The 17,031-nt window shown below is 69.8% G+C and carries 9 protein-coding genes; 5 read left to right on the top strand and 4 right to left on the bottom strand.

Features of this window, described 5'->3' with window-relative positions:
* The first annotated feature begins 30 nt into the window (after positions 1 to 30).
* The 3 genes from acs (at position 31) to mntP (ending at position 3,984) form a co-directional block, all read left to right on the top strand.
* The gene (gene acs / locus PG878_RS20335) at positions 31 to 1,974 is read left to right on the top strand and encodes an acetate--CoA ligase (protein WP_209030079.1); all 1,944 of its coding nucleotides are present in this window, start codon (positions 31 to 33) and stop codon (positions 1,972 to 1,974) included.
* Positions 1,975 to 2,121: 147 nt separating this feature from the next.
* Complete coding sequence (locus PG878_RS20340) at positions 2,122 to 2,787, top strand: response regulator transcription factor (protein WP_010342764.1); 666 nt, start codon at positions 2,122 to 2,124, stop codon at positions 2,785 to 2,787.
* A 621-nt stretch (positions 2,788 to 3,408) separates the two neighbouring features.
* Positions 3,409 to 3,984, top strand: coding sequence for a manganese efflux pump MntP (gene mntP / locus PG878_RS20345; RefSeq protein ID WP_209030078.1), 576 nt, complete (start codon positions 3,409 to 3,411; stop codon positions 3,982 to 3,984).
* 86 nt (positions 3,985 to 4,070) lie between these two features.
* Here mntP and PG878_RS20350 read toward each other — a convergent pair whose 3' ends face one another.
* From PG878_RS20350 to PG878_RS20365, 4 genes are all read right to left on the bottom strand, one after another.
* A complete protein-coding gene (locus PG878_RS20350) occupies positions 4,071 to 4,658 on the bottom strand; it encodes a 2OG-Fe(II) oxygenase family protein (RefSeq protein WP_209030287.1) in 588 nt (195 codons plus the stop codon).
* Between the two features lie 99 nt (positions 4,659 to 4,757).
* Complete coding sequence (locus PG878_RS20355; RefSeq protein WP_209030077.1) at positions 4,758 to 7,472, bottom strand: TonB-dependent receptor domain-containing protein; 2,715 nt, start codon at positions 7,470 to 7,472, stop codon at positions 4,758 to 4,760.
* Positions 7,473 to 7,794: 322 nt separating this feature from the next.
* The gene (locus tag PG878_RS20360) at positions 7,795 to 9,651 is read right to left on the bottom strand and encodes a tetratricopeptide repeat-containing sulfotransferase family protein (RefSeq protein ID WP_209030076.1); all 1,857 of its coding nucleotides are present in this window, start codon (positions 9,649 to 9,651) and stop codon (positions 7,795 to 7,797) included.
* A gap of 122 nt (positions 9,652 to 9,773) precedes the next feature.
* The gene (locus PG878_RS20365) at positions 9,774 to 13,205 is read right to left on the bottom strand and encodes a hybrid sensor histidine kinase/response regulator (RefSeq protein WP_209030075.1); all 3,432 of its coding nucleotides are present in this window, start codon (positions 13,203 to 13,205) and stop codon (positions 9,774 to 9,776) included.
* Between the two features lie 434 nt (positions 13,206 to 13,639).
* On the opposite strand from PG878_RS20365, the gene PG878_RS20370 reads away from it, so the two are divergent.
* Together PG878_RS20370 and PG878_RS20375 are read left to right on the top strand one after the other, a co-directional pair.
* The gene (locus PG878_RS20370; protein WP_209030074.1) at positions 13,640 to 16,066 is read left to right on the top strand and encodes an AAA family ATPase; all 2,427 of its coding nucleotides are present in this window, start codon (positions 13,640 to 13,642) and stop codon (positions 16,064 to 16,066) included.
* Between the two features lie 293 nt (positions 16,067 to 16,359).
* Complete coding sequence (locus tag PG878_RS20375; RefSeq protein ID WP_244672520.1) at positions 16,360 to 16,854, top strand: gluconokinase; 495 nt, start codon at positions 16,360 to 16,362, stop codon at positions 16,852 to 16,854.
* Positions 16,855 to 17,031 lie beyond the last annotated feature (177 nt).

Here is a 17,031-nt window from a genome sequence, read left to right on the forward strand (position 1 = left end):
GCGGCGCCCCCGTTCATTGCAGAGGGAACCATGGCCGATCTCTATCCCGTCGATCCGCAGTTCGCCGCCCGGGCGCGGGTCGACAAGACCCAGTACCAGACCCAGTACAAGGCATCGGTGCAACAGCCGGAGGCGTTCTGGGGCAAGGTGGCCGAGCGCCTGGACTGGTTCAAGAAGCCGACCCGGATCAAGGACGTCAGCTTCGCCCTGGACGACTTCCATATCCGCTGGTTCGACGACGGCGAACTCAACGCCAGCGTCAACTGCCTGGACCGGCAACTGGCAACACGCGGCGACAAGACCGCGCTGCTGTTCGAGCCGGACAGCCCGGACGCGCCGTCCTACCGCGTCACCTATCGCGAGCTGTACGAGCGCGTGTGCCGGCTCGGCAACGCGCTGCGCGCGCTGGGCGTGCAGAAGGGCGACCGCGTCACCATCTACCTGCCGATGATTCCGGACGCGGCGGTGGCGATGCTGGCCTGCGCGCGCATCGGCGCGATCCACTCGGTGGTGTTCGGCGGCTTCGCCCCCAACTCGATCGCCGACCGGGTGATCGACTGCGGCAGCAAGCTGATCATCACCGCCGACGAGGGCCTGCGCGGCGGCAAGAAGATCCCGCTCAAGGCCAACGTCGACGCGGCGCTGAAGCTGCCCGGCACCACCAGCGTGGAAACCGTGCTGGTGGTGCGCCACACCGGCGGCGCGGTGGACATGCAGGCCCCGCGCGACCGCTGGTTCCATGACGTGGTCGACAGCCAGCCGGCCGAATGCGAACCCGAGCGCATGAATGCCGAGGACCCGCTGTTCATCCTCTACACCTCCGGTTCCACCGGCAAGCCCAAGGGCGTGCTGCACACCACCGCCGGCTACCTGCTGTACGCGGCCTACACCCACGAGACCGTGTTCGACCTGCGCGAGGACGACATCTACTGGTGCACCGCCGACGTCGGCTGGGTCACCGGCCACAGCTACATCGTCTACGGACCGCTGGCCAACGGCGCCACCGCACTGATGTTCGAGGGCGTGCCGAACTACCCGAGCGTGTCGCGCTTCTGGGAAGTCATCGACAAGCACCAGGTGACGATCTTCTACACCGCCCCGACCGCGATCCGCGCGCTGATGCGCGAGGGCGAGGCGCCGGTGAAGAAGACGGCGCGCACGAGCCTGCGCCTGCTCGGCAGCGTCGGCGAGCCGATCAATCCCGAAGCCTGGCGCTGGTACTACGACGTGGTCGGCGACGGCCGCTGCCCGATCGTGGACACCTGGTGGCAGACCGAGACCGGCGGCATCCTGATCACCCCGCTGGCCGGCGCCATCGACCTCAAGCCCGGCTCGGCGACGCTGCCGTTCTTCGGCGTGCAGCCGGCGCTGGTCAGCGCCGACGGCGAGATCCTGGAAGGCGCGACCGAGGGTAACCTGGTGCTGCGCGACTCCTGGCCGGGGCAGATGCGCACCGTGTACGGCGACCACCAGCGCTTCATCGACACCTATTTCCGCACCTACCCGGGCAGCTACTTCACCGGCGACGGCTGCCGCCGCGACGCCGACGGCTACTACTGGATCACCGGCCGCGTCGACGACGTCATCAACGTCTCCGGCCACCGCATCGGCACCGCCGAAGTGGAGAGCGCGCTGGTCTCCCACCCCAAGGTGGCCGAGGCCGCGGTGGTCGGCTTCCCGCACGACATCAAGGGCCAGGGCATCTACGCCTACGTGACCCTGGTCGCCGAGGAGCAGCCGAGCGAGGCCCTGCACAAGGAACTGGTGGCCTGGGTGCGCAAGGAGATCGGCCCGATCGCCGCCCCCGACCACCTGCAGTGGGCGCCCGGCCTGCCCAAGACCCGCTCGGGCAAGATCATGCGCCGCATCCTGCGCAAGATCGCCGAGAACGCCCCCGACCAACTCGGCGACACCTCGACGCTGGCCGATCCATCGGTGGTGGATTCGTTGGTGAACGAACGACTGGCGCGCTGACGCGCTTGTCGTTCGTTCGGGAATGGGGAATTGAGAATGGGGAATGGGTAAAGCCGCTCCCCGGTCGCTTCATTCTCGCAGGCGCACGACGCGCTGCTTTTGCCGTTGCCATTCCCCATTCCCGTTTCCCCACTCCCGGCCTCACCCATGCCCACCCTGCTGATCGCCGACGACCATCCCCTGTTCCGCGAGGCGCTGCGTGGGGCGGTGCAGCGGGTGATGCCGGGGGTGCAGTTGTACGAGGCCGACAGCGTCGAGGCGCTGTACGCGCTGGCCGATCGTCACGCCGATGCCGATTTGCTGCTGATGGATCTCAACATGCCCGGCGCGCAGGGGTTCAGTGCGCTGGTGCACATGCGCGCGCTGCACCCGCAGTTGCCGGTGGTGGTGGTGTCCGCGCGCGAGGAGCCGACCGTGATGCGGCGCGCGCTGGACCACGGTGCGTTCGGCTTCATTCCCAAGTCGGCCGATTCGGACACCATCGGCCTGGCCCTGGGCACGGTGCTGGACGGCGAGCACTGGGCGCCGCCGGAAGCGCACAACGTGCCGCCCACCGACCGCGCCGAGCGCGAGGTCGGGCAGCGCCTGCGCGAACTGACCCCGCAGCAGTTCCGGGTGCTGCAGATGCTCGGCGCCGGCAGCCTCAACAAGCAGATCGCCTACGACCTGGGCGTGTCCGAGGCCACGATCAAGGCACACGTCACCGCGATCCTGCGCAAGCTCGGCGTCACCAACCGCACCCAGGCGGTGCTGCTGGCCGGCAAGCTGGCCATCGACAGCGACGCCATCGTGCTGCCGCCGGAAGAGGACTGAGCCGAGGCGACGCCTGCGAAGGCGCGAGCGGTGCGGATGCAGCGCGTGCGCGTCCGTTGTCCGTGTACGCGGCGCGCTGTGCGCCTCCTTGTGGGAGGGACTTCAGTCCCGACGCGCTGCACGCTGAGCACCGGTCGCTCCCTTCGGCACGGCGCAGGCTGCCCCACACAGCGGCGATGCGTCGATTGCTGCATGCGGGAACTGGCGACACGTCCCTGCCGCTGTCCTGAAGTGGCGCGCACATTCGCACCCTCGCACGCTACGGCTGCGTGCCACCGCGGGAGCCACATGCGCAGAGAGGTAAGCATCCTCGACATATCCCGCACACACATGTGCCGTGCCGCTGCAGCGCCGTCTTCGATATAGCAGCAGCTATCAAGATAAGCTGCAGGTTCGCGTGCGTTCCAGGGATGTTCGCCGCAGTTGGCCGCTGTTAGACTGCGCGTCCCCTTGGGGAGTAGCCTGCTGTCCGCCCTGCGCGGACAGCGCCCGTATCAACAGACTCGGCCGATGCGCCGTGGTACGGGCAGCCAGTTCGGTTGGCGAGACCAGCGGCGAGTGCGCAAGGCGAAGGCCGGGCGCGCGCGCTCGTCGTTGTCGCCTGTCCCGGTACGGTTCCCCATGTCGTTTCTTTCGATCCTCCTGCTCGGCATCGCCATGTCGACCGACGCCTTCGCCGCCGCGGTCGGCAAGGGTGCGGCGATGCAACGCCCGCGCTGGGCCGACGCGCTGCGTGCCGGCCTGATCTTCGGCTGCATCGAGGCACTGACCCCGGCGCTGGGCTGGGTGCTCGGCCAGGCCGCGTCCAAGTACGTGGTCGCCTTCGACCACTGGATCGCCTTCGGCCTGCTCGGCGCGCTGGGCGTGCACATGATCGTCGCAGGCCTCAAGCCGGAGTCCGACGCGCCCGAGGAGGCCACGCCCAAGCGCCACGGCTTCTGGAACCTGGCCGCCACCGGCTTCGCCACCAGCATCGATGCGATGGCGGTCGGCGTCGGCCTGGCCTTCCTCGACGTGAACATCGTCGAGGTCGCGGCGATCATCGGCCTGTGCACGCTGACCATGGTCACCCTGGGCATCATGCTCGGCCGCGCGCTCGGCGCGCTGGCCGGCAAGCGCGCGGAGATCGTCGGCGGCGCGCTGCTGATCGCGATCGGCTGCACCATCCTGTTCGAGCATCTGCATGGCGCAGGTTGATCGACGGGGCGCTGGTGCGGCCGGGATTCGGGATCGGGGACGTGCGGCGATGAGGCGCGCCCATCCCACCGGCACGGCGCCTTGGGTCAGGCCGGCTTGGCGGTGAATTCGAGGTAGGTGGACAGGATGTACTTGTCGCCGCTGCGCGGCGGCAGGCCCGCATGCAGGAACATCCAGTACGGCGGGAACACCAGCAGGCGGCCGGCGCGCGGCGCGATCTCCAGGTCCAGGTCGAGGAAGCGGGTGTGCCCGCCCTCGGCCACGTCGTTGAGATACCACAGGAACACCAGGTAGCGGCCGGTCTCCGCGTCGCAGGCGTCGAAGTGCGGCTGGAAGCGTTCGCCGGCATCGGCGCGGTAGCGCTTGATCCGCAGGTCGGCCAGGCGCGGGCGCCACGGCACCTCGGCGGTCAGGCCGAGATCGGCGTTGTAGCGGGCCAGCGCCGCACGCACTTGTTCGATGAAAAAGCCCTGGAATGCCGGATCGGCGAGCCGGGTGACGTTGAGTTCGGTCCAGGCGCTGTCGTCCAGCCCCGCACGCGCGCCAGCGCCATTGCGGCTGTGCTGGGCGGCGGTCTGCTCGAATTGCGCGATGAGTTGCGCGCAGAAGCCAGGATCCAGCGCCGCGTCGTAGACGCGGACGTAGTGACGCAGGTCGGTCTGGTTCATGCGCATCGGCATGCTGCCCCCTACAGCAGAACGGCGCGCCCGGAATGGACGCGCCGTGTCATACGCTCCGGCGCCGCCCGCACAGGCAGGCGGCGCCGGCTTCACTCAGAAGCGGTAGGTGGCCCGCATCCAGTAGTAGCGGCCGAGCGTGTCGTAGGTGCTCACGTCGGTGTTCGCGTTCAACACATTGTTCTGGTACATGACCGGCGGCTGCTTGTTGGTCAGGTTGTCCACGCCCAGGTCCAGGCGCAGGTTGGCGCCGGTCATGTCGTAGCCCACCTGCAGCGAGTGATACATGTAGCTGCCGTAGTCCAGCACCGCTTCCTTGAACACGCCGTCTGCGGACATGTATTGCGTGGGGTCGCCACTGCCGACCTGCACCTTGCCGATCCAGCGGGTGGTCCAACTCGCGTCCCAGTTGCCCAGCTTCCAGCCGACCAGGGCATGCGCACGCCAGTGCGTGTAGTTGCCGTAGGACGAGTTGTAGCGGCCGGCCATGTGCACCACCGTGTCCCCGGTGTCGATGTCGTAGCGGTGCAGGTAGGTGCTGTCCACGGCCACGGTGAACTTGCCGAACGCGGTCTCCGGCAGCGCGTAGTTGGCGCCGAGGTCGATGCCCTGGGTATTGAGCTTGCCGATGTTCACCACCGGCGTCTGGATGTAGTTGATGTTGCCGGCGCTGACGGTACCCGCGGCGTAGCGGTGGATGTAGCTGCAGTACGGGCTGTTGTCGTCGTTGTAGCAGAGGTCGGCCACGGTCTGCGCGGAGATCGACTGGATCAGGTCGTTGAGCTTGACCTTCCACCAGTCGAGGTTGACCGACAGGCCCGGCACGTACTCGGGGCTGTAGACCAGGCCGTAGTCGAAGGAGGTGCCCTTCTCCGGCTTGAGCTGATAACCGACGTAGCTGGACCCGGACACGATGCCGTTGGTCTGCGACAGGCCCGAGCCGTTCCAGCCGGCCGGCACGCCGGCGCAGGCATTGGCGTGGCCGCTGCCGCTGTAGCCGATGCACGGGTCGACGAAGTTCGGCGCGTCGGCGGTCGGGCCCTGGTAGATGTCGCTGATCGTCGGCGCACGGAACACCTGCGCCGCGGTGCCGCGCACCATCAGGTCGTGGATCGGACGCCACTCCACCTGGAACGAGGCGCTGTTGTTGCCCGAGCGCACGCTGCTGTAGTCGGAGTAGCGGTCGCTCAGGGTCAGGTTGAGCGCGCCGACCGGCGAGGACTGTTCCAGCACCGGCACGAACAGCTGGGCGTACGCCTCCTTGACGTTGAAGCTGCCGCTCAGCGGCGAGGAGCACGCTTCGGAGGAGACCGCGCAGGTGTTGTCGCTGTTGATCAGCGCATTGGCCGACACGGTGGAGTTCAGGCTCTCCTTGCGGTACAGCGCGCCCACCGCCAGCTGTGCGGCACCGGCCGGCATCTCCCACAGGCTGCCGTTGGCGCTGGCTTCCCACTGCCGCATGATCGTGGTGGTTTCCTGGCGCGGAATCGATTCGTTGCTCTTCAGCCAGGCGACCGTGTTGGCGTCGCTCTGGTCGAAGATGTTGACCTGCCCGCTGTCGATCGCGCTTTGCAGCGCGGCATAGTCGACGTAGCCGTGGCTCCAGTTGCGCTGGCGGTAGTGGCCGTAGTTGAAGTTGGTGTCCCACACCCAGCTGCTGTCGCCGATGCTGCCCTTCAGACCGATCACGTCCTGGTCGGTGGCGGTGTCGTAGAAGCCCTCGCGCTGGCCCAGGGTGGTGAAGCGGGTGCGCAGCTCATAGCCATTGGGGCCGAACTCCACGCCGAACGGGTTGTAGGGGTTGTTGGCGGCGATGGTGATGCCGTCGTTCTGCGCGTCGAACGGCAGCGGCGCGATCGCGAAGTTCGACATGGTGTGGTTGTGGTAGGCGTTGACGTACGCCTGCATCGAGTCGGTGATGTTGAAGCTGCCGAGCACGAAGCCGCCGACGCGCTGCTGCGGGGTCAGCAACAGGTTCTCGGCCTGGTAGTTGTAGGCATCGGCCGAGGAGCTGTAGCACTTGTAGCCGCCGCTGCCGTTGCTGGTCAGGGCGCCTGCGTCGGGGTCGCAGCCGTTGGCCGCCAGGGTCGCCGCCGGCAGCTTGTAGTAGCCGCTGGGCGTGCGGCTGGAACCGCCCTTGTAGACGCTGCCGCTGGACAGGTACATCGCGTACTTGGAGAACGCGCGGTTGGCGCTGGAGACGCCCTTCTGCTTGTTGTAGTCCAGGCCGACCACGACGTTGCCGCGGTCCCAGGTCTTGCCGAAGGTGAAGCTGCCGCCCTGGCGCGCACCGTCGCCGCGGCTGGTCTGGCCGTAGTTGGCCGAGACTTCGCCGCCTTCGAAATTCTTGCGCAGGATGAAGTTGACCACGCCGCCGATCGCGTCGGAGCCGTACATCGCCGAGGCGCCGACCTTCAGCACTTCGACGTGGTCGATCATGTTGGCCGGGATCGAATTGACGTCGTTGTTCTGGATGCGGTGGCCGTCGATCAGGATCAGCGTGCGCTGGTCGCCGAGGCCGCGCAGGGAGATGGTCGAGGCGCCGTCGCCGCCGCCGTTGTTGACCTGCGGGTTGGTCGCGGCGCCGGCGATGCCGGGCAGCGCCTGCAGCAGGTCGCCCAGGGTCTGCTTGCCACTCTGCTGGATCTGCTGGCGATCGACCACGGCGACCGGGCTGGCGGTCTCCACATCCACGCGGCGCACCAGCGAACCGGTGACGGTGAGCTTGTCCAGCGTCACCGGCGCGTCGCCGGACGCGGACGCCGCCGGCGTGGCGCTCTGCGCATAGAGCGTGGCGGGAAGCGTCGCCATGGCCAGGCAAACGGCGTGAGCGAGTCTGTTCTTTGCTACGGACATCGGGAAGACCTCATGTGATGTGCGACAAGCGCCGGCTGCACGCAGGCGCGAACCATCCCGGGCGCCTCGACGGCGCCGCGGGCGAAATGCATGCCTCGGGCCAGCGGTTCATTACAGGACCGTCAGGCACTTGTTAGTTTTTTATAAGAAGGGTGTTGTTTCGGTGTGCCGATGTGCGGCAGTCCCTGACAAAAACACCGCTTCAAGCGCGGTACAGCGCGCGCGGCGTTTTGCCGTTCAACCCGCAGACGGGAACGGTTCAGACAAGCCGCAGCGCTCAGACGGCGCGGTAGTCCCAGCGTTGCAGGAACGGCTGCAGTACCGGCAGCACCGGTGCGAAGGCGTCGCGGTAGGCGTGCCAGCGGTCCAGGGCCTTGCGGTTGATGCCTTCCACCACCTGGGCATAGCTCGGCGTGCTGATGAAACCCTTGCCCTGCGCGTGCCGCTGGAACTCCAGCAGCCGCTCCGGCTGCTCCAGTTGCAGGAACTGCCCCAGCCGCGTCACCTGCGCCTGCGGATCGGCCACCAGATCCTCGTAGCGCAACTCCAGCGTGCGCGGCTGCAGCAAGGTGGCGTGGTAAACCCAGAAGTCCATCGCATCGGCATAGCCGCGCGCCAGCCGCGGCAGGCTGGCACACAGCAGGGCGAAGGCCGGCGAGCGGAACGCCTGCATGTAGCAGCTCAGCAGCACGTCGCAGGGATGGCGCAGCGCCAGGATCACCGGTGCCTCCGGGAACAGACGCCGGATCAGAGGCAGACGCAGCAGGTTCAGCGGGTTCTTGTCGACCAGGCGCTGGCCCGGCTGCACCTGCACCACCCCGCGCACCGCCTGCCAGTACTCGGCGCGCAGCGCGTCACAGGCGGCATCGTCGAGTTCGCCCAACCCGTCCGGCCAGGCCACGCCGCGTGCCTCCAGGCGGTCGGCCAGCCCCTGCAGGAACGGCCGCTCGTCCATCGCCACCAACTGCGGGTGGGCGTCGAGCATCTGTTCCAGCAAGGTCGTGCCCGAGCGCGGGAAGCCGACCACGAAGATCGGCGAGTCCGTCATGGCCGGCGCGGTGACCGGCCGCGCCGCGGCAAGGCGCGCCGGATCCCAGCGGGCCTGCGCGACCGGCAACGGCGGTGCGTCCGCCGCCGCCAGTTCCGGCACCAGGGCGGCCAGGCCCTCGACCTGGCCGGCATGGCCCTGCGCGCAGGCATCCAGGGCCTCGTCGTAACGGCCCAGGCGATCGCAGACCCGCGCCAGGGCGAAGAACAGGTTGCTCTGCTTGCGCCGGTCGACGGCGCTGCCGTCGGCCAGCAGTCCACGCAGCAGCGCGTGCGCCTGCTCCCAGTGGCTCTCGCGCATGGCCAGCACCGCCAGCGCATTGGCGGCGTCCTGGCGCACGTCGGGGTCGTCGATCCGTTCCGGCGGCGGCAACTGCGCAGCGGCCTCGCGCGCCTGCGGCAGGCGATTGGCGCGTTCGAGCACCAGCACCAACCGCGACCAGGCCCGCGCCGGCTGCGCCATCGGCCCCTCGGCGCAGGCGCGCAGCAGCTCGCAGGCGGTGTCGGTCTCGCCGCCCTGCGACAGCAGCCAGGCCAGTTCCACGGTGGTGTCCGGATCCAGCGGCGGCCACTGCCGCCAGTCGGCGATCAACGCCTGCACGCGCTGGAAGTCGCCGCATTCGTGGCAGGCCATCGCCGCGTGCACGCACAGCGGCGGGGCCTGCGGCGCCAGCGCATGCGCGTCGAGCAGGTGTTCGCGGGCCGCGGCGTAGTCGCCGGCATCCATGGCCAGCAGGCCGAGGTTGTGGTGCGGCAACGGATCGTCCGGCGCCAGCGCGCGGGCACGCAGATAGGCCTCGGCGGCCGGGCCGGGGTCGCCGGCTTCGCGCAGCGCCGTGCCCAGGTTGTTCCAGTGCGCCACCTCGTGCGGCTCACGCTCGGCCAGCCTGCGGTACACGGCAGCGGCCGGGGCCGGCTGGCCCTGCATCTGCAGGCTCATCGCCAGCAGGCTGCTGGCCAGCACATCGTCGGGGTGCTGCCGCAGGTAGGCGCGGGCACCGTGTTCGAGGGTCTGCGCCTGGCCGGCCTCCAGCGCCGCCAGCAAGTCCGGGAGCGAGGGCATCGCGGGGGTGTCCAGGGAGGTCATGCGCAGGCGGATCGTGAGTGGTCCACCACCTTAGCCGCCCGCCCGCGCCGCGCGCCACGCCGGCCGCGTCGCGGCTTGCCACACGACGCATACATTTTCGTTACAAAGTCGCGCGACGGTCCCTAGATCGGGTCGTGGTAGGCGGTGAGGAAGGCACGCAGCGAGGCCGGTTTGACCGGCTTGGTCAGCAGCCGGTAGCCGCGCTCGCGCGCCTGCAGCTTCAGTTCGTCGCGGCCATCGGCGGTGAGCAGCGCGCCGGCCACCGGCCCGGGCATCGCCGCGCGCAGCGCGTCCAGGGTCTCCAGGCCGTCGAGCCGGTCGTGCAGGTGGTAATCGACCAGCATCACGTGCGGCGCGCACGCGGCCTGCGCCAGCGCCGCATCGACGGTGCTGGCGCAGATCACCTCCACCTGCCAGCGGCCGAGCAGCGCGCGCATGCCGTCGAGGATTTCCTGGTCGTTGTCCACGCACAGCACGCGCAGCCCGGCCAGCGAGTCGGCCGCCGCCGCCGCACGCGGCGCGCGTTGCTGCGCCTGTGCCGGCGGCGCCGCCCGCGGCAGGGTGATGGAGAACATGCTGCCGTGGCCGACGCGGCTGCGCGCATCCAGGTCGTGGCCGAGCAGGCGCGAGATGCGCTGGCAGATCGACAGGCCCAGGCCCAGCCCCTGCTCGCCCCAGTCGAACGGTTGTTGGTAGCGCTGGAACTCGTCGAAGATCTGCTGCATGTGGTGCGGCGGGATGCCGGGGCCGGTGTCCCAGACCTGCAGTTCCAGTGCCGCGCCGCGGCGGCGCATGCCCAGCACGATGCGGCCCTGGCGGGTGTAGCGCAGCGCGTTGGCGAGGAAGTTCTGCAGCACGCGGCGCAGCAGGCGGCGATCGCTGCGCACCCACAGCGGCCGCGCGTACACGTGCAGGCGCAGGCCGCGGCCGGCGGCGATCGGGCTGTACTGCGCGGCCAGTTCGCGCAGCAGCAGGCCGGCATCGATGTCCTCGATGGTCGGGCGCAGGCCACCGGCGTCCAGCCGCGACACGTCGAGCAGGCCGTCGAGCAGTTCCTCGGCCGCGCGCAGCGAGGCGTCCACGCGCTCGGCCAGATGCCGCTGCTCCTCGTTCTGGTGCGCATCCCGCAAGGCCGAGGCGAACAGCCGCGCGGCGTTGAGCGGCTGCAGCACGTCGTGGCTGATCGCGGCCAGGAAGCGGGTCTTGGACTGCTGCGCCAGCTCCGCCTCGCGCGAGCGCTCGGCCACGCGCTGCTCCAGGGTCTCGTTGGCTTCGAGCAGCGCCTGTTCGGCGCGCTTGTAGTCGGTGATGTCGTTGTAGCTGGTGACGTAGCCGCCGCCGGGCAGCGGCTGGCCGCGCATCTCGATCACCTTGCCGTCGCTGCGGGTGCGCTCGAACACGTGCGGGGTGCCGGCACGCATGTGCGCGATGCGGCGGGCGATCTGGTCTTCCACCTGGCCGCCACCCAGTTCGCCGCGCTCGGCGTTGTAGCGGATCAGGTCGGCGACCGGGCGGCCGACGTAGAGCATGCCGTCGGGATAGCCGAACATCTGCTGGTAGCGGCGGTTCCACGCGGTCAGGCGCATCGCCGGATCGACCACGCTGACCCCGGCGCTGATGTTCTCCAGCGTGGTCGACAGGATCTCGCGGTTGAAGCGCAACTCCTGCCCGGCCTCGTCGAGCACCGCCACCACCTCGCCCAGGTCCATGCCCGAGCCGCGCAGCAGGCTGGTCAGCACCAGGCGCGCGGAGGCCGCGCCGATCGAGGCGGCGAGCAGGCGCTCGGTGAACTGCACCCAGACGCGGTCGGCCACCGCGGTGGGCTGCGGCTCGCGACCAAGTAATTGCGCCTGTTCGGCGAAGGCGCGGCGGGCGTGACGCTCGCCGACCATGCGTTCGGCCAGCGCCTGCAGATCCACCACGCGCACCTGCCCGAGCCAGTCGCCGGCCACCGCCGGGCGCTGCGAGTACGGCTCCAGGAACGGCGCAGCGCGCAGGCGCTCGTCCAGGCCCGGGCGCCAGCGCGCCGACACCAGCATCATCGTGCCGACGTTGACCAGCAGCGACCAGAACGTGCCGTGTGCCAGCGGGTCCCAGCCGCTCATGCCGAACAACTGCTGCGGGCGTAGCCAGGAGATGCCGAACGGCCCGTCCAGCAGCCAGGCCGGCGCCAGCCAGCCGGCCTGGGTCAACGCCGGCAGCAGCAGCGTGTAGATCCAGGTGGCGAAGCCCAGCACCATGCCGGTCTCCACGCCCTTGCGGCTGGCGCCGCGCCAGTACAGCCCGCCGATCACGCCCGGCGCGAACTGCGCCACCGCGGCGAAGGCCATCAGCCCGTACGAGGCCAGCGTCGTATCGTTGCTGCTGCTGCGGTAGTAGCCGTAGGCGATCAGCGCCAGCAGCAGGATCGCCAGGCGGCGGATCCACAGCACCTTCGAGGCCACGTCCGCGCCGGCCGCCTGGTGCCCGCGGCGGCGCAGCAGCACCGGCATCACCAGGTCGTTGCTGATCATCGTCGCCAGCGCGATGCTGGAGACGATGACCATGCCGGTGGCGGCGGAGAACCCGCCCACGTAGGCGACCAGCGCCAGCGCGGTGCGGCTTTCGGCCAGCGGCAGCGCCAGCACGATGCTGTCGTCGGCCACGTCGCCGCCGCCGAACAGCGCGATGCCCGCCGCGGCGATCGGCACCACCATCGCCGAGATCAGCACCAGGTACAGGCCGAACAGCCAGCGCGCCTTGCGGATGTCGCCGATGTCGCTGCATTCCACCACTGCCACGTGGAACTGCCGCGGCAGGCACACCAGCGCCAGGAAGCTGAGCAGGGTCTGCGAGATGAAGCCCACCGGCGGGGTGTTCTGGAACAGCGTGCGCGTGGACTGCAGCACCTGGCCGCCGTCGCGCGCAGACAGCCACACGTAGGCGAACACGCCCACCGCCACCATCGCCAGCAGCTTCACCACCGACTCCAGCGCGATCGCCAGCATCATGCCGTGATGATGCTCGGTGGCGTCGACCTGGCGGGTACCGAACAGGGTGGCGAACAGCGCCATCCCCAAGGCCACGTACAGCGCCGGATCGGCATAGAACGGCGCGCCGGCGCTGGACTGGCCGCTGAGCACCTGCAGGCTCATCGCCACCGCCTTGTACTGCAGCGCCAGGTACGGCACCACGCCGACCAGCGCGATCACCGCCACCAGCGCGGCCAGGCGCCGCGAGCGGCCGTAGCGCGAGGAGATGAAGTCGGCGATGGACACGGTGTTCTCGCTGCGCGCGATCAGCGCCAGGCGCTCGACGATGCGCCAGCCGAACAGCAGCATCAGCAGCGGACCCAGGTAGATCGGCAGGTAACCGGCGCCGTTGCGCACCGCGCTGCCGACCGCGCCGTAGAACGTCCACGACGAGCAGTACACGGCCAGCGCCAGGCTGTACACCGCCGGCCGCAGCCACGGCCGCTCCGGGTACAGCGGACGGCGGTCGCCCCACCACGCCACCGCGAACAGCAGCGCCGCGTAGCCGACCGACACCAGCAGCAGGATCCAACTGGAAACCAAAGGCGAGCCCCCATGAGACTGAGTGCAGTCTAGAGCGTGCGTGGTGCTTCGGCGTAGTCGCGCGGCCGTGCGAAAGCCGCTGCAAAACGCGCCGAGCGAAGCCCCCCTGTCCTATAGGAACCTCGCGTCGGGGCTGAAGCCCCTCCCACAAGGGCTGGGCGGTCGTTGTGGGAGGGGCTTCAGCCCCGACGCGCGACACCATCATGGCTCCATATCCGTCTGCCACATCGCAATTTGCGCGACGCCAGTCTTTCACCCACGCAACGCTTGCTGCGTTAAACAGTCCTGTCGCATGCGGCCGTCCGTTTCACCATCCACCATCGTGCTCGCCACGCCGCCCAAGCAAGTCTCCCTGCCCCGCTCTCCGGCCACCGCAGTCCCGCCGGCGCTCGGGCTAAGATGCGCGCGGTGACCACCTGCGCCCGCCCTCGCTGATGTCCGGCATCCCGGCCGCCGTGCCGACGCCCCCACCGTCGCTGCAACAGCAGACGCAGCGCCTGCTCGCGCAGGTACAGCAGGCACAGTCGCGCCAGGCGCAGGCCGATGCGGATATCGAGCGGCATCTGCCGGACGTGGAGCAGGCGGCGGCGGCAATCCGCCACCGCTTCGCTGCGCACGCCAGAGGTGCGGCGCGGGCGGCAGTGCGGCGCGAGCGTCGCCGCGCCTGGGGGCCGGCGCTGCTGCTGCGACCCCTGTTGCCGGACTGGCGCTGGCGTGCGGCCTTGATCGGCATGCTGGTGCTGGTCCTGCCGTGGACGAGCGCGCACTGGCTGGGCGAAACGCGCAGCTTCCTCGTCTGGTGGCGCCAGGTCGGCCTGCACGGCGACGGCGGCCTGCTGTTGCAAAGCCTGCTGCCCTCGTTGCTGGCATACGCTCTGCTGGTCGTCGCCGGCGCGCAGTTGCTGGCCTGGCACCACAGCCATGCCGAACGGCGTGCGCTGCAGACGTTCGCACGCCTGCCGCTGGCGCTGGTGCAGGTGGCCGATGCCGCGCAGCACGATCCAGGGTCGACGTATCCGGTGACCCGCGCGCCATGGCCGCAGCGCGCCCTGCACGGGCGCTGGTCCGTTCCCGCCACGCATGGCGATCTGTCCGGTGCGCGGCTGCTGGCCTTGCACGACGGCACCGAGGACCCGAGCCTGCAGGCGCTGATCGTGCTGCCCGACGCCAGCCGTGCAGCGGCCCTGATCCTCCTCGACACCGACCTGGCTGCCAACGCTCTGCCGTCGCTGCAATCGCTGGCGCTGGCACTGGCCGAAGACGCCGCCGTCGATGGCGCGCCGATCGCCGCGCTGCACGACCACGTGCAGGCCTGGGAGGCCGCGCGCAGCCAGCAACGCGCGCTGCAGCAGCGGCTGCAGAGCCTGGATGCGGTGCAACGGCACTGGGCCGACGTCGCCCTGCCCGACACCACGCTCGACCAGATCCTGAAACTGGTGGACCTGTTCGTGTCCGCACGCCAGCCGGCGCCGAAGGGCATGCTCCTGCACGGGCCGCCGGGCACCGGCAAGACCCTGATCGCGCGCAAGCTGGCGCGCCATGCCGGCTGCCATTTCGAGGCGCTGGGCGTGGCCGACCTGAAGGCCGCGCATGTCGGCCATACCGGCCCCAAGGTGCAGGCGATCTGGCAGCGCTTCCGCGCGCATGCGCCGGCGATCCTGTTCATCGACGAATGCGAAAGCGTGTTCGCGCGGCGCGGCGGCGCCGACAGCGACAGCTTCGGCGCCGAGCTGGTGCAGACCTTCCTCGCCGAATGGGACGGCTTCCATGCCGCGCACGGCCAGGTGCTGGTGATCGGCGCGACCAACCGCCCGGCGCTGCTGGACGACGCGATCCTGTCGCGCTTCACCGCCAGCATCGCCATCGGCCTGCCCGACGCCGCGGCACGCACGCGCATCCTCGACGCCGAACTGCGGCGAGCCGGTTTCACGCTGGCGCCGGATACGCAGGTGATCGCCGACAGCAGCGGCCTCTCCGGCCGCGACCTGCACACGCTGGTCGCACGGGTGGCCGCCGAGTGCGTCGACGGCACCCTGGACAACGCCACCCTGCACGCACACCTGCGCGCACTGCGCGGCAAAGGTTCCACCGCCGTCGCCACGCTCGGCTGGGACGACATCGTGCTGCCGGCCGCCACGGTCGAGGAGTTCGTCGGCCTGGGCAAGGAACTGCGCAACGCCGAGACCCTGGCCACGCTCGGCGTGCCGGTGCCGCGCGGCATCCTGATGGTCGGCCCGCCGGGCACCGGCAAGACCCAGGTGGCACGCATCCTCGCCAGCCAGTCGGGCCTGGCCTTCATCGCCCTGAGCAGCGCCGACCTCAAGGCCGGCTACCTCGGCCAGTCCGGCCAGCGCGTGCAGGCCGCGTTCGAGCGCGCGCGTGCGCAAGCGCCATGCATCGTGTTCGTCGACGAACTGGACATCGTCGCGCCGGCGCGCGGTGCCGACGGCGACGACGCCTACACCCGCGAGATCGTCGGCCAACTGCTGCAGGAACTGGACGGCGTTGCCAGCCACGCGGGCCAGGTGTTCCTGCTGGCCGCCAGCAACCATGCCGCCGCGATCGACCCGGCGCTGCTGTCGCGGCTGGACCGGCAGATCGTCATCGCCCTGCCCGACCACGCGGCGCGGACCGCCATTGTCGCGGGCCTGCTGCGCGGCAAACCGCTGGATCTCGACGCCGACGCCGCGGCGGCCTGGATCGCCGACCGCAGCGAAGGCCAGTCCGGTCGCGACCTGCATACCTGGATCAGCCGCGCCATGCGTCGCGCCGTTCGCCGCACCTTGCAGCACAGCGACGATGCGTCCGGCACGCGACTGCAGTGGGACGATCTGGTCGAGACGGCGAACGCTTCGATGTAGACGCCAAGCCGGAAGAGCCAAGCGCGCGCTGTGTAATCGGGAGAGCTGGCCGAAGTCCCTGTGCGAGGGGCTTCAGCCCCGACGCCACGATCCGGACCCAGTCGGTTTGCGCGGCGCGCCCACCAACAAAAGATGCCTGGGCGAGTTCGCGAAAGCGGCACGACCCCCAGTTGTAGCTGCGCTGCACGTCCACACAACGCCCACGCTGGCATCATGCGCGTGACCCTACAGGACCGCACCACGTGACCCAATCCGCCTCGTCCCCGCCGCCACGCGCCGAAGCCATCGTCGTGATGGGCGTGTCCGGCAGCGGCAAGACCAGCGTCGCCCAGGCACTGGCGGCGCACTACGGACTCACCTTCCTCGACGCCGACGACTTCCACAGCGCCGCCGCCAAGGCGCAAATGGCGCACGGCATCCCGCTCAGCGACGCGCAGCGCGCGCCCTGGGTCGCGGCCCTGGCGCAGCGCCTGCGCGCGTCGGTCGATGCCGGGCAGAGCGTCGTGCTGGCCTTCTCCGGGCTGCGCAAAGCACACCGCCAGCAACTGCGCGACACCGGCGTGCCGATGCGTTTCGTGTTCCTGCACGCGGCCGCGCACGTGATCGCCGAACGCCTGGCCGCGCGCCACGGTCACTTCATGCCACCGGCCCTGCTGCAAAGCCAGCTCGACACGCTGGAACTGCCACTGGACGAAGCAGACGTGATCTCGGTGGACGTGGACGCACCGTTCGCCACGGTCGTGGCCGATGCCATCGCGCAACTGGATGCGAGCACCGCGATCGCCTAGCGCGTGCCGTGTCGGCATACCCTCAGCCATGCGCCCGTTTGTGGCGGTGGTGACGCAGCTTTCCCGTCGTAGGAGCGGCTTCAGCCGCGACGAACGAAGCGAGAGTCCCTGAGGAAATGCATTCGTCTCCGAACCAAAGCGCCTTTCGTCACAACCGCGATGCGGCCTTTCACTCGT

It is taken from the genome of Xanthomonas hawaiiensis (genome assembly GCF_031834635.1).
GTDB classification, from domain to species: Bacteria; Pseudomonadota; Gammaproteobacteria; order Xanthomonadales; family Xanthomonadaceae; genus Xanthomonas_A; species Xanthomonas_A sacchari.

Coding starts and splice junctions, on each gene's coding strand:
- mntP (WP_209030078.1), top strand. CDS start 3,409: ATGTCGTTTCTTTCGATCCTCCTGCTCGGCATCGCCATGTCGACCGAC.
- PG878_RS20350 (WP_209030287.1), bottom strand. CDS start 4,658: ATGCGCATGAACCAGACCGACCTGCGTCACTACGTCCGCGTCTACGAC.
- PG878_RS20370 (WP_209030074.1), top strand. CDS start 13,640: ATGTCCGGCATCCCGGCCGCCGTGCCGACGCCCCCACCGTCGCTGCAA.
- PG878_RS20340 (WP_010342764.1), top strand. CDS start 2,122: ATGCCCACCCTGCTGATCGCCGACGACCATCCCCTGTTCCGCGAGGCG.
- PG878_RS20355 (WP_209030077.1), bottom strand. CDS start 7,472: ATGGCGACGCTTCCCGCCACGCTCTATGCGCAGAGCGCCACGCCGGCG.
- PG878_RS20360 (WP_209030076.1), bottom strand. CDS start 9,651: ATGACCTCCCTGGACACCCCCGCGATGCCCTCGCTCCCGGACTTGCTG.
- acs (WP_209030079.1), top strand. CDS start 31: ATGGCCGATCTCTATCCCGTCGATCCGCAGTTCGCCGCCCGGGCGCGG.
- PG878_RS20375 (WP_244672520.1), top strand. CDS start 16,360: ATGGGCGTGTCCGGCAGCGGCAAGACCAGCGTCGCCCAGGCACTGGCG.